Source organism: Nocardia sp. BSTN01, from assembly GCF_015354405.1.
In the GTDB taxonomy this organism is placed as follows: domain Bacteria; phylum Actinomycetota; class Actinomycetes; order Mycobacteriales; family Mycobacteriaceae; genus Nocardia.
In genome coordinates this window covers 1-10,543 of the sequence record NZ_JADKYP010000103.1, presented here as the reverse complement: position 1 = coordinate 10,543, position 10,543 = coordinate 1, and the positions used below count along the sequence as shown (strand labels likewise).

Sequence of the window (10,543 nt, the reverse complement as noted above, 5' to 3'; positions counted from 1 at the left end):
CGATGCCGGCAAGCTGCCGCCGCCGAACCTCGACGACATCACTGCGGTCAATGTGCTCGCCGAGGCTGCCGATGACTTGCGGTTCCTCGGGCACCTCGACCTGGCCGACCGGCTGCGGCACGTCATCCGCAGCCGATTCGCCGCGGTGCCTCGCCACGAGCTCGACGTCGCGGTCGCGCAGCACCTGATCGGCGGCGCCCGGTGATCATCTTCGGACACGTCTACACGATCGCCGGTCTCGCGTGGCTCGCCGCAGTGGCTTACGGGCTGGCGCAGAACAAGATCCGCGAACGCCGCCGCGCCGCCGCGCCCACCGTCCGCACCGCTACGACTGTCTACCGTGATCGGCCCGTTCGCTGGAATGAGGCCGCGTGATGGCCGGCGAACCCATCGAGATCATCGCCCATCGCGCTATGCGCACCGTCGCCGCGCAGGCCACCGGTGCTGGCGACTGCCGAGACCTGCTCGAAATGCTCGGACTCGTCGAGGCTGAACCGCTGTGCCGTAAGTGCCGCCTGCCGATGTCGCGCCCGGCACCCGCCGGATACCAGGCAGGCAAGGGCGGCAACGGGCTGTGCTGGGCATGCGCGACCCCGGCCGATCGCGGGACACCGACGTGCCCGTGCGGTCGGCCGATCACCGCGGTCGACGGCATCCACTGCGGCCGGTGCTACGGCACGGTGCCGGCCGATGATGTGCGGGCCCTCGTGCGTCGCATCGCGGCAGCCCTCGAGGTGCAGCTGTGCACGCGCGTCGGCACACCTCGCGTCGCCGCGATCGCCGGTGTGAATCCGGATTCCCTCGACGCCGTGACGGTCTCGACCAGCACCGTCGAGCGTGTCAGCGAGGACGTGCACCGCGCCCTCGTCGAGCTCGACGAGCGCCTGGCCCACGAGGAGGCCGTGCCGATCATCGGCGGAAATCGTCCGGCCGCAGAGGTACGCGCGAATATTCGGCTGTTGACCGACGCCGGTCTGACCGTGGTCGAGGTGGCCGAGCGGACGGGCGTGCAGCGCGCCACGCTGCGCCGCATCCTCGACGAACGCCCGGGACATCGGCAGCGGTGGGTACAGGCCGGCGTCGCTGACAAGATCGCCGCCGCCCTGCAACCGGCAGGGGTGGCGTGATGGCCGACTGGAAGGCACAAGCCCTGTGCGGCTCCGACCCAGATCCGGATGTGTTCTATCCGGATCCGTCCGACCGGGCTCGCATTCTTGAGGCGAAAGCGTTGTGCGTGGTCTGCCCCGTACGCCGTGCGTGCGGCGACGCCGCGGCCGATGGCCATGAGCGGCACGGGATCCACGGCGGCTACCTCGCTGATGACCCCGACGAGTGGGCGCAGTTGCACTCCTTCCTCGGTCGCCCGGCGCCAGCGCGGAAGCGCGCTACGCCGAAACCGGCCGTGTGCTCGCAATGCGGCAGGGAGTTCGTGCCGCGCGTGCCCGAGGCGACCAAGTGCAGCCCATGCAACCAGGGACTCGTGGCCGCGGGCCCAACGATCGCGCGCGTCAAGGCATTGCGCGACGCCGACTGGACTTTCGCCGCGATCAGTCAGGCGTCGGGCGTGAGCTACACGGCCGTGCAGAGCGTGCTCAAGCCCGGCCGCGGCCGCGTGGCCGCCGATACCGAACAGCGCATCCTCGCCGTCGAGGTCGCGCCCGAGCAGACAGGGGCGCCGTGATGGCCCGATACAAGGACCTCGACAAACTCGCCGAGGACGCGCTCGCACTGTGCTCGCGGGTGCGGGAAAGCCCACCGCAACACACCTATCGCGTTCTCGCGCACCACTGCCGACACGACCCCGAACGCATGGCGCAACTGCTCATGACGCTCGCCGTTTTCGTCGACCCCGCAACCGCCACCACGGGTGAGCTCGCGCGGATCGTCGGCCGGATCACCGCCCCGGCCGCGCAAGCATTCCAACGAGAGGGATAACCCAGTGCCGATTCCCAATTCGCGAACCGTGATGGGCATGCATACCGCCGTCGACCTGGTCGAGGCGCTGCACCTCAACGCGACCGCGACGGACCTCGAAGACCGTCTCCACCATGCCCGCAGGGCGCAGAACATCATCGACCAATGCGACCCGGGCCCAACGCTTTTCACGTTCGCCACCCTGGTGCTGATGCTGACCGAGGCATACGGCGAGAATCTGCCCGGATTCCTCGATGGTCTGCGCGGCGGCATCCCTGCCTTCGATCCCGGCGCGATCGATGCCGCGGCTGACGACACTGGCGAGGCTGATCAGCCGGTCAACCCCTACGCGCATCTGCTGCCGGCACCCCCACAACCTGACCTCGGCCCGCCGTCGGTCATGTCTTCCGTGTCCGGGCATGTGCTGGTGCTGCTCTACCCGTGGGCAGATGACGATCACGACACCGTCGTCAGTTACCTCGACGCGATGGTCAACGAACTTCGCGCCATCGTCGAGGAGACCCGCCGCAGCCAGGGGAGCGACTCGTGATCACCGTGGTCTGGCTGTGCGGCACTGGGTTCGCCGACACGGTCGACGGCATATCGCAAGTGTTCGCCGACTGCCTCGACCCGACACGGTTCGAATTCCAGCCTGTGCCATATCCGGCTGACTACGGCACCCGCCTGTCGTACGCCGAGTCCGTCGCCCGCGGCCGATTCGCGCTCGCCTCCGCGATCCGCAACGCCCCCGGCCGCGTCGTGGCCGGCGGCTACAGCCAAGGCGCCGGGATCGCCGGCGACGTGGTCGCCGAAATCGGCCGCGGCGAACGCCCCGGACTCGAGGTCGACGCGTGCGCGCTGATCGCCGACCCACGCCGCCCGAGGCTGACCGGCATGCCGGATACCGCGCCGGCCCCCGGATATGGCGTGAGCGACGAGCGGCCCGTCGAGGGCATTCCGACCTACTGGGCCGCCGCGCCAGGTGACCCGATATCGGCTCTGCCCGCGGGCAATCCGCTCCGCACTGTCGCCGACGTCTCGGAGTACTTCACGATCGCCTCACCGGCCGACGCCGTGAAGTGGGGCGAGGATCTCGTCGCCGGCGCGAAGGCCTGCCGCTGGCAGCGCTGGTGGTCGCTGGAGAACTGGCGCGACTGGGGCGGCGCCATCGAGTACGCGTGGAACTACCTGCAGCCGCCGGTAGGCGGTGGCCGCCACACCGCCGCCTACATCGAGCTCGGGATCGCCGCCCGGCTCGCAGCGACGATCAACCGGACGGTGCGGTGATGGGCACGCACATCGAATGGACCGACGAGACATGGAATCCCGTCACGGGCTGCACCCGCGTATCGGAGGGCTGCGAACACTGCTACATCGAGCACCAACCGCCGATGCGTATGGCTCGCAGGCGATTCAATGGCCCGCAGATCGGCGCTACCACCGGCGTGCAGCTGCACCCCGAGCGACTCGGAAAGCCGCTGGAGTGGCGCAAGCCGCAACGAATCTTCGTGTGCAGCATGGCCGATCTGTTCCACGACGACGTGCCCGACGAGTACATCGCGCAGGTCTTCGCAACGATGGCCGTGTCCGAACGGCACACGTTCCAGGTGTTGACCAAGCGGCCTGCCCGGATGCGGTCGCTGCTGTCGTCGCAGAGTTTCCCGGAGCTGGTCACAGTCTGGGCGTGGCGCATCGACCCCGGCGCTGCGTCACGACTTCCGAAGGGCGGCGGGAAGTTCTCCCCGAATGCTGTTGCGTGGCCGCTGCCGAATGTCTGGCTCGGCGTCAGCACCGAGACACAGCAGTGGGCCGATACCCGTATCCCGCAACTGCTCGCCACCCCGGCCGCGGTGCGGTTCATCTCGGCCGAGCCGCTGCTCGAACCAGTCGACCTCGACAAACACCTGTACCCGCATCGGTGCCCGGACGGATGCCACTGCCGTCGACCTGACGACGGCGACCGGTTCGAGTGCGCATGCGGTGGCGCCTGTGCTGACTGGTCGCCGCGCGCGGCGCTCGACTGGGTGATCGTCGGCGGCGAATCCGGCCCGAAAGCCCGTCCGATGGAACTGCATTGGGCGCAGGAACTTCGCGACCAGTGCATCGGGGCGGGTGTTCCGTACCTGTTCAAACAGTGGGGGGAGTGGGCGCCGGACTATGCGACTTCCGACCCGATACTCGACCACCCGATGCGCCGAGTCGGCAAGAAGGCCGCCGGTCGCGAACTGGACGGCCGCACCTGGGACGAGTACCCGCCGAAATTCGACGCTGAGGCCGCTGAGCGTGCCGCTGTCGAGGCACAGCACCACGGCCCCCTATTCGAGATTGATGAGGTGAACGGTGGCGCGTGATCACGCTCGTATCTGGCTGTCGATCTGGGAAGACGACGATTTCCGGGCGCTGCCGAAAGAGTCGCAGCACCTGTATTTCGTGCTGCTCACCTCGCCGAGCCTCAGCTATGCCGGCATCGTCGACTGGCGGCCCGGCCGGATCGCGAAGAACGCCGCCGGCTGGAACGCCGACGAGGTGCGCTCCGCGGCGGGCTCGCTGATTCGCGGGCTGTACATCCTCGTCGACGAGGAATCGGAAGAAGCGCTGCTGCGCACCTTCATCCGGCACGACGGGCTCATGAAGAACCCGAACATGGCGGTGTCGATGGCGCTGGCGTTCGCGGATGCTGCGTCGCCGGAATTGCGGGGCGTGATCGTGCACGAGCTGAGGCGGCTGCAGGAGTCGGACCCGGACCTCAAAGGGTGGGCGAAGGTGTCGAGTCTGCTCGACCGCAAGGCGATCGATCCCGCGACCTACCCTCTCGGTTGTCCCTCTCCGGAAGGGGTCGGAAACAGTGTTGCCGAACCCTTCCCGCAGGGGGTCGGTTACCCCCTAACGGAAGGGGTTCCGCAGGGGGTTCCGTCAGGGGTCGATCAGCCCGTCGATTACCCACTCGATCAGGGGATCGGCGAGCCCGTCGACCAGGCCGAAACCGAACCCGTCGAACAGGGGATCCCGCAGGGGGTCGGCTCCCTACCAGCTCCTGCTCCAGCTCCTTACTCCAGCTCCATTGGGGGTTACGTAACAGGGGAACGTCACCAGGCGACCGCGCCCGAAAGCATCGACCCCCCACCGCGATATCACCCCGGCCACGACAGCGGATACGTGACCGACTGCGTCGACTGCGAACGCACCGGGCAGGTCTACGAACGGTGGGTCACGCTGCGCCTGGCCGAGACCGAACCGCCCCGCGTCTGCTCCCGCCACCCCGAGGGCACGCTCAACGCCTGCCGTGACTGCGCCACCAAGCGCACGGAAAACGACCAGTGGCACCGCGACCGCCGACACCGAGCCGCGGTGCGTGAATCCGCAGAGGCTCGCAAGGCCGCCGACGAACGCGCCCGGGCGATCGCCAACTGCGGCATGTGCGACGAGACCGGCTGGGACCGCACCCGCAATCGCTCGTGCGACCACGACCCGAAGGCTGCCGAGATCGACCGCGACGGCGCCCGCAAGGCCCGAATCGCGATCTGCCGCATGTGCGACGAAACCGGCCACCGCGCCGACGGCACCGAGTGCGACCACCGCAAGCCCACAGCACCCGCCAACGGCTCGCCCTTGCCCGCTCCCGCGGACACCCCCGATCGCGAGCCCACAGCCCGCACAGCCCCCCAAACGGCCGATCCAAGATCAGACCTCGAAAGGACCCACGCCGATGCGTGACACAGCCCAGAACCCCGACGCCATGCTGCGAGCGATGGTGCTCGTCGGCACCGCCCTCGCGGCCGTGACCGAACTCCTCGACCCCGAACCGCAGCAACCGCCGGCCGAACCCGCCACCGACCCGGTCGCCGCCTGCCGCGATGCGCTGGACGCGGCCGAGTGGACGCCCCACGACCGGCTCACCGTCCACGCGCACGGACTCACCGCCGAATGCACCTGCGGCTGCGGACATGTCGAGACCGTCGTCGGCGTCGACGTCCCCAGCACCGGCACCGTCGCCGAACTCGCCGCGGTAGCGACGAACAACCTGGCCGCCGTGCTCGACCGGCTCGACGACGCCGAAGCCGAACGCGACCAGGCTGTTCGCGAAGCCGACGGCGACCGGCAACTCGTCGACGTGCTGCGCGCCCAGCGCCGCGAAGCGCACGACCGGGTCCGCGCGACCAGGGCACACGCCCACGATTTGCACGGCATGATCGCCGCCCTCGAGCTCGATCTGGGCAGCGCACACCATCGCATCACCGAACTGACCGCCGACCGCGACCAGGCCGCCGACATGGTCGCTCACTTCGCCGATCTGACCGGCGAGGTGTGCGAACTGCTCGGCATCGCCAACCGTGACGCCACGGCGATCGTGCCGCGGCTGCGGGCCGAGCTCGACCGGTCGGGCGACCGTGCGGGCAAGCTCGCCGATCTGCGCTCTCTCGCGACCGAGTGGGCCGAGCAGGCGATCGGCTCGTTCACCATCAACGCGCAGGCCGCCTACCGGCGTGATGCCGGCCGCGAGATCCTCGCCATCGTCGACCGCGACGACACCACCGCCACGGCCAGCGACGCGAAGGCGGCCGACAGTGAGTGACCCGATCAAGCCCGGCGACATCTTCCGCGACCAGCGTGATCGCTGGCTGCGCGTCGACACCATCGTCGACCAGTCAGCGAGCCTGACCGTGGTCGCGCAGCAGATCGGCGACCGCATCGTCGCGCCGATGCGCGGCACCAGCATGGTGCTCGACCGTCTCGCGAAACTCGACCGCGGCGACACCGCGCCCGAACCGTCCGGCCCGGACTTCGCCGCGATCCACATCGACCGCACCAACCAGACCGTGAGATTCGCCGACGGCCCCGAACTCCCGTACCACATCGGCAGCTCCGGCCCCCGCATCAAGTTCGCCGACGACCGCACCGCCACGGTCACCATCACCTTCCGCGCCGGCACCGTCTTCGAATTCGAAGGCGCCCGCCGTGCCTCCAGCGAGCCGCAAGGAGACGTCGATGCCTGACCGCACCATCACCACCGACACCGGAACCACGATCACCGCCACCGAGGAGGGCGGCGAAACCCTCGTGGTGCTCGACAATCCCGGCGCCCGCGCCGATATGCGCAACCTCGAAGCGGGCCGCATCGTCACCGGAGGATTCCAGCCCGCCCCGTTCGCCGCATGGGGATTGACCCCGTCAGCACTGCGCGCCATCGCCGACCTGATCGAGGGGGCCGACCGTGCCTGACACCGAAACCATGCCTGACCAGACACCCGAACCGCTCTCCGACTACCACGCAACCACCCAGCGGTTCGCCAGCCTGCTCGTCGAAATCACGACCGCACTCGGCGAGCCAGCTGACACGCTGTTCGCCGACTTGCCCCGGCTCGTGGCCGAGCAGCGCGCCCGCATCGCCGAACTGGAAGCGGCGCAGCCTGTTCCGGCCGGCTACGTGGTCGGGCAGCAGCACGGCGGCGCGACCCTGCTGCAGTTCGAAGCGGTGCAGGTCGACCCGTTCGGCGACCGCGCTCGCGCGTACGCCACCCGCGGCGAAGCGCAGGCCTTCGCCGACAAGTGCGGACCGTATGACCCGCGCATGGAGTTCAAGGTCTACGGCCTGCAGGAGCTGCCCAATGAGTAGCACCGAACGCCCCGCCCTGGCCGACGTGATCGCCGCCGCGATCGAGTACGCCGTCTCGTCCGGTTTCGCTGCCCGCGAGGTCACCCCGGACGACTTCGCTCTCCAGCGCAGCCCCGAGGGCTACTCGCACGCCACCTACGTCGGCAGCGAGTTCGTCATCACCGCCACGGTCGATGCCGACGGCGTCGCCTCCACCGATGTCGGATGGGTCGATTGGCTGGACCCGGACGATGACGGCGGTGACGAGGACGAGCTCGACGACGGCATGGTCGACATCTACCTGCCGGGCGATGCCCCGACCAATGCCGTGCCGCCGACGCCCGAGCAGCTCGACCAAGCGCTGCATGTGACCGCGGTGCGCGATGAGAACGGCGCGATCCGGCGCCGCGACGGCACGTACATCGCCGACGCCGATGCCACTGTCGAGCAGCTCCGGGAGAAGATCGTCGCCCACCTGGGCGAGACGTCGAACCGGGCCGTGTACCTGTGCCGCAACTACCGGGCCGCAATCGATCTGCTCACCAGCGAGCAGGCCGAGGCGGTGAGCGTCGATGCCTGAACCCCGCGACACCCTCGTGAAGCTGATACTGGACTGCCGAGAGGATGGCATGTCCGCCACCGAAAGCGCCGACCACCTGCTCGGCGCAGGTGTGCGCCCACCGGCACGCGTCATCGAGACCGAGGCCGAGCGGGATGCGCTGCCGGTCGGTTCGATCGTGCTCGACTTCTTCGGCGCCGGCTGCACCCGCGTGCATTCCGATCCCCTCGTGGGGTGGGTGCGTGCGACGAGCGCGCTACGCAGCCGCATGGGCCACCACCAACATCAGCCCTATCTGCCCGCGATCGTGCTCCACGAATCCGAGGAGGCCGGCCGATGACGCGCCGATGGGTTTCCGACAACGACCGCAACTGGGTGATGGTCTGCGACCGGAGCGGCTGCAGCACCCATAGTGAGCCGTTCCCGCAACAGCCGCCGCTCGACATGTTTCAAGAGCGCGGGTGGTTCATCGCGAAGCTGTTCGGCGACCTCTGCCCGACCTGCCTCGAGCAGGGCGCCCGGCCGAAACCCGGCTGGGCCGGTGCCGAACCGTACCGCGGAGTGCTGCCGCCCGTGATGGCCGAAGGGGCAGCGCGATGACACAGCAGCCAGTGAACGACGTCGGCGATCCGATCTGCCCGTGCTGCGAGATGCCGATCGTCGATGACTACTACCGTGCCGGCGACGGCGAGGAATGGCACCAGGAGTGCTGGAACCAACCACCCGAGGACACCGCCGAAGAACTGCCCGGCGGCGTGTGCGACCTCTGTGGCAAGGAAGTGTGGCGCGAACGCGACGGTGTCCTGCTGTGCGGGCCGTGCTGGAACGTCGCGCTCGCGCGGGAAGCCGGCCATGCCTGACCGCTACGGCGACGAGCCGCTCGACGACCACAAATGCTGGGGCGGCTGGGCGACCCCGCCCGATTCGGATACTCCGCGGCGCTGCCCGGTCTGCCGCCCTGACCCGATCCCGAGCGCCACTGACGAACCCACCAACCTCAGCGACCGCGCCCGCGCCGCGATCGAGAAAGCCGACGGCGATGAGTGAGCAAACCGAAACCGAGACCGGCCAGTGCCCGCGCTGCAGCGGCACGTTCGCGTTGACGAAAACACGCACGATGGCGCCGCACTACCCGCCAAACGCGCAGCAGGGCACCGACGTTCGCATGACGCGGTGCCCGGGGGGCGGCGAACCGCCCCTCGACGACCAACAGCCGATGTGGAGGTGACCCCAATGACGCAGGTACCCAACACGTACCGGGCAGCTGGCGGCCACGAATCGCAACGCTCCGGATCGAATGTGTGGCTCACCCCGCCCGGAATCGTCGAGGCGCTCGGCGCATTCGACCTCGACCCGTGCGCGGCACCCGAACCGCGACCGTGGCCGACCGCGAAGCGCCATGTCTGCCCGCCGCTGGACGGGCTCACCGCCGATTGGCGCGGCCGCGTGTGGCTCAATCCGCCATACAGCGACATCGCCCGATGGCTCGGCAAGCTCGCCGAGCATGGCCACGGCACGGCACTCGTGTTCGCGCGCACCGAAACCCGATGGTTCATCGACCACGTATGGCATCGCGCCGACGCCGTGCTGTTCCTACACGGCCGCCTGCACTTCTGCCTACCCGACGGCATGGCAGCCCGCGGCAACGCTGGCGCACCATCCGCGCTCGTCGCGTACGGCAGCGAGGACTACGCCCGGCTGCTGGCCTGCCGCCTGCCGGGCACGCTCAACCGAGGATGGTGGGTCAACCGATGAGCAGCGGACAACGGCCACGATGGCCGGCCTACTTCCCGCGCATGAAAGACCGCGGCCGGCACCGCCGCCGCGGCGTCCGCATCGTGCTCTACGACAGCGGCGGCGAGCCGATCTGGCCGCCCGTGCTGCTGCTCGACGGGGAACCGCTTCGGATCCGGTTCGACAAGGGCGCCAGGATCCGGGTCACCGGCTGCGTTTTCGACCGCACGCTCGACACGCGGCACGGCATGTGGATCGAGAACGAGCATGCCTGAGACCGAGACCCACACGGCCACGATCAAGCTGCCCTGGTCCTCGCCGCCGCTGTCGATGAACGACTCCGGCGCGACCCGGGGCGCGGTGTTCGCGAAGGCCGGCAAGATCACCGAAATCCGGCTCATCATGATCGGTCTCGCGCGCAAGGCGAAACTGCCGAAGGGCGTCGAGCGGGCCACGATCACGCTGCACTACCGGCCGCGCGACAACCGGGCGCGCGATTCGATCAACCTCGCCCCGACCGTCAAAGCGATCGTCGACGGGCTCACCCCGCAGAAGGTCGTCAAGACCAAAAAGGGATTCAACGTGCACCCCGGCTATGGGTTCGTCGTCGACGACAACACCCGCCACGTGTCCACCCCCGAAACGATCATCCACCCCGCAGAGCGCGGCAAACCCGGCGCGCTCTGGCTCGAAATCACCTGGGAGGCATAACCCATGACCGCAATCGCCCACAGCTGCAGCAC

Annotated in this window: 21 protein-coding genes; all 21 read left to right on the top strand. The window is 69.0% G+C overall.

What is annotated here, in order from left to right; all coding sequences use genetic code 11:
- Positions 1 to 205: hypothetical protein (locus tag IRT45_RS35280; protein ID WP_194810096.1), on the top strand; the 205-nt coding region annotated here is incomplete at its 5' end.
- Positions 202 to 375, top strand: a complete 174-nt coding sequence (locus IRT45_RS35275; RefSeq protein ID WP_194810095.1) for a hypothetical protein — start codon at positions 202 to 204, stop codon at positions 373 to 375. The genes IRT45_RS35280 and IRT45_RS35275, both read left to right, overlap by 4 nt.
- Entirely contained in the window at positions 375 to 1,127 is a 753-nt protein-coding gene (locus IRT45_RS35270; protein ID WP_194810094.1) for a hypothetical protein, read from the top strand. Before IRT45_RS35275 ends, IRT45_RS35270 begins: the two co-directional genes overlap by 1 nt.
- Entirely contained in the window at positions 1,127 to 1,681 is a 555-nt protein-coding gene (locus tag IRT45_RS35265; RefSeq protein WP_194810093.1) for a WhiB family transcriptional regulator, read from the top strand. Before IRT45_RS35270 ends, IRT45_RS35265 begins: the two co-directional genes overlap by 1 nt.
- Entirely contained in the window at positions 1,681 to 1,935 is a 255-nt protein-coding gene (locus tag IRT45_RS35260; RefSeq protein WP_194810092.1) for a hypothetical protein, read from the top strand. The genes IRT45_RS35265 and IRT45_RS35260 overlap by 1 nt, the downstream gene beginning before the upstream one ends.
- 4 nt (positions 1,936 to 1,939) lie before the next feature.
- Positions 1,940 to 2,464, top strand: coding sequence for a hypothetical protein (locus IRT45_RS35255; RefSeq protein WP_194810091.1), 525 nt, complete (start codon positions 1,940 to 1,942; stop codon positions 2,462 to 2,464).
- Complete coding sequence (locus IRT45_RS35250; protein WP_194810090.1) at positions 2,461 to 3,201, top strand: PE-PPE domain-containing protein; 741 nt, start codon at positions 2,461 to 2,463, stop codon at positions 3,199 to 3,201. The genes IRT45_RS35255 and IRT45_RS35250 overlap by 4 nt, the downstream gene beginning before the upstream one ends.
- Positions 3,201 to 4,265, top strand: a complete 1,065-nt coding sequence (locus IRT45_RS35245; protein ID WP_194810089.1) for a DUF5131 family protein — start codon at positions 3,201 to 3,203, stop codon at positions 4,263 to 4,265. The genes IRT45_RS35250 and IRT45_RS35245 overlap by 1 nt, the downstream gene beginning before the upstream one ends.
- Positions 4,255 to 5,628 (top strand): hypothetical protein, encoded by a 1,374-nt coding sequence (locus tag IRT45_RS35240; protein ID WP_194810088.1) that lies wholly within the window; start codon positions 4,255 to 4,257, stop codon positions 5,626 to 5,628. The genes IRT45_RS35245 and IRT45_RS35240 overlap by 11 nt, the downstream gene beginning before the upstream one ends.
- Positions 5,621 to 6,487 (top strand): hypothetical protein, encoded by an 867-nt coding sequence (locus IRT45_RS35235; RefSeq protein WP_194810087.1) that lies wholly within the window; start codon positions 5,621 to 5,623, stop codon positions 6,485 to 6,487. Before IRT45_RS35240 ends, IRT45_RS35235 begins: the two co-directional genes overlap by 8 nt.
- A complete protein-coding gene (locus tag IRT45_RS35230; protein WP_194810086.1) occupies positions 6,480 to 6,908 on the top strand; it encodes a hypothetical protein in 429 nt (142 codons plus the stop codon). The genes IRT45_RS35235 and IRT45_RS35230 overlap by 8 nt, the downstream gene beginning before the upstream one ends.
- Complete coding sequence (locus IRT45_RS35225) at positions 6,901 to 7,134, top strand: hypothetical protein (RefSeq protein ID WP_194810085.1); 234 nt, start codon at positions 6,901 to 6,903, stop codon at positions 7,132 to 7,134. The genes IRT45_RS35230 and IRT45_RS35225 overlap by 8 nt, the downstream gene beginning before the upstream one ends.
- A complete protein-coding gene (locus IRT45_RS35220; RefSeq protein WP_194810084.1) occupies positions 7,127 to 7,528 on the top strand; it encodes a hypothetical protein in 402 nt (133 codons plus the stop codon). The genes IRT45_RS35225 and IRT45_RS35220 overlap by 8 nt, the downstream gene beginning before the upstream one ends.
- Entirely contained in the window at positions 7,521 to 8,087 is a 567-nt protein-coding gene (locus IRT45_RS35215; protein ID WP_194810083.1) for a hypothetical protein, read from the top strand. The genes IRT45_RS35220 and IRT45_RS35215 overlap by 8 nt, the downstream gene beginning before the upstream one ends.
- Positions 8,088 to 8,136: 49 nt before the next feature.
- Entirely contained in the window at positions 8,137 to 8,406 is a 270-nt protein-coding gene (locus tag IRT45_RS35210) for a hypothetical protein (protein ID WP_194810082.1), read from the top strand.
- A complete protein-coding gene (locus IRT45_RS35205) occupies positions 8,403 to 8,666 on the top strand; it encodes a hypothetical protein (protein WP_194810081.1) in 264 nt (87 codons plus the stop codon). Before IRT45_RS35210 ends, IRT45_RS35205 begins: the two co-directional genes overlap by 4 nt.
- Positions 8,663 to 8,926, top strand: a complete 264-nt coding sequence (locus tag IRT45_RS35200) for a hypothetical protein (RefSeq protein WP_194810080.1) — start codon at positions 8,663 to 8,665, stop codon at positions 8,924 to 8,926. Before IRT45_RS35205 ends, IRT45_RS35200 begins: the two co-directional genes overlap by 4 nt.
- Positions 8,919 to 9,113 (top strand): hypothetical protein, encoded by a 195-nt coding sequence (locus tag IRT45_RS35195; RefSeq protein ID WP_194810079.1) that lies wholly within the window; start codon positions 8,919 to 8,921, stop codon positions 9,111 to 9,113. Before IRT45_RS35200 ends, IRT45_RS35195 begins: the two co-directional genes overlap by 8 nt.
- A 186-nt stretch (positions 9,114 to 9,299) precedes the next feature.
- Positions 9,300 to 9,821: a DNA N-6-adenine-methyltransferase gene (locus IRT45_RS35190; protein ID WP_194810078.1), complete on the top strand. Its 522-nt coding sequence runs from the start codon at positions 9,300 to 9,302 to the stop codon at positions 9,819 to 9,821.
- Complete coding sequence (locus IRT45_RS35185) at positions 9,818 to 10,075, top strand: hypothetical protein (protein ID WP_194810077.1); 258 nt, start codon at positions 9,818 to 9,820, stop codon at positions 10,073 to 10,075. The genes IRT45_RS35190 and IRT45_RS35185 overlap by 4 nt, the downstream gene beginning before the upstream one ends.
- Positions 10,068 to 10,511: a hypothetical protein gene (locus IRT45_RS35180; RefSeq protein ID WP_194810076.1), complete on the top strand. Its 444-nt coding sequence runs from the start codon at positions 10,068 to 10,070 to the stop codon at positions 10,509 to 10,511. Before IRT45_RS35185 ends, IRT45_RS35180 begins: the two co-directional genes overlap by 8 nt.
- Positions 10,512 to 10,543 lie beyond the last annotated feature (32 nt).

What these genes read in the sequence shown, in the direction of transcription:
- IRT45_RS35210 (WP_194810082.1), top strand. Translation starts at nt 8,137, where the DNA reads ATGTCCGCCACCGAAAGCGCCGACCACCTGCTCGGCGCAGGTGTGCGC.
- IRT45_RS35265 (WP_194810093.1), top strand. Translation starts at nt 1,127, where the DNA reads ATGGCCGACTGGAAGGCACAAGCCCTGTGCGGCTCCGACCCAGATCCG.
- IRT45_RS35245 (WP_194810089.1), top strand. Translation starts at nt 3,201, where the DNA reads ATGGGCACGCACATCGAATGGACCGACGAGACATGGAATCCCGTCACG.
- IRT45_RS35185 (WP_194810077.1), top strand. Translation starts at nt 9,818, where the DNA reads ATGAGCAGCGGACAACGGCCACGATGGCCGGCCTACTTCCCGCGCATG.
- IRT45_RS35225 (WP_194810085.1), top strand. Translation starts at nt 6,901, where the DNA reads ATGCCTGACCGCACCATCACCACCGACACCGGAACCACGATCACCGCC.
- IRT45_RS35195 (WP_194810079.1), top strand. Translation starts at nt 8,919, where the DNA reads ATGCCTGACCGCTACGGCGACGAGCCGCTCGACGACCACAAATGCTGG.
- IRT45_RS35260 (WP_194810092.1), top strand. Translation starts at nt 1,681, where the DNA reads ATGGCCCGATACAAGGACCTCGACAAACTCGCCGAGGACGCGCTCGCA.
- IRT45_RS35190 (WP_194810078.1), top strand. Translation starts at nt 9,300, where the DNA reads ATGACGCAGGTACCCAACACGTACCGGGCAGCTGGCGGCCACGAATCG.
- IRT45_RS35180 (WP_194810076.1), top strand. Translation starts at nt 10,068, where the DNA reads ATGCCTGAGACCGAGACCCACACGGCCACGATCAAGCTGCCCTGGTCC.
- IRT45_RS35270 (WP_194810094.1), top strand. Translation starts at nt 375, where the DNA reads ATGGCCGGCGAACCCATCGAGATCATCGCCCATCGCGCTATGCGCACC.
- IRT45_RS35235 (WP_194810087.1), top strand. Translation starts at nt 5,621, where the DNA reads ATGCGTGACACAGCCCAGAACCCCGACGCCATGCTGCGAGCGATGGTG.
- IRT45_RS35205 (WP_194810081.1), top strand. Translation starts at nt 8,403, where the DNA reads ATGACGCGCCGATGGGTTTCCGACAACGACCGCAACTGGGTGATGGTC.
- IRT45_RS35215 (WP_194810083.1), top strand. Translation starts at nt 7,521, where the DNA reads ATGAGTAGCACCGAACGCCCCGCCCTGGCCGACGTGATCGCCGCCGCG.
- IRT45_RS35200 (WP_194810080.1), top strand. Translation starts at nt 8,663, where the DNA reads ATGACACAGCAGCCAGTGAACGACGTCGGCGATCCGATCTGCCCGTGC.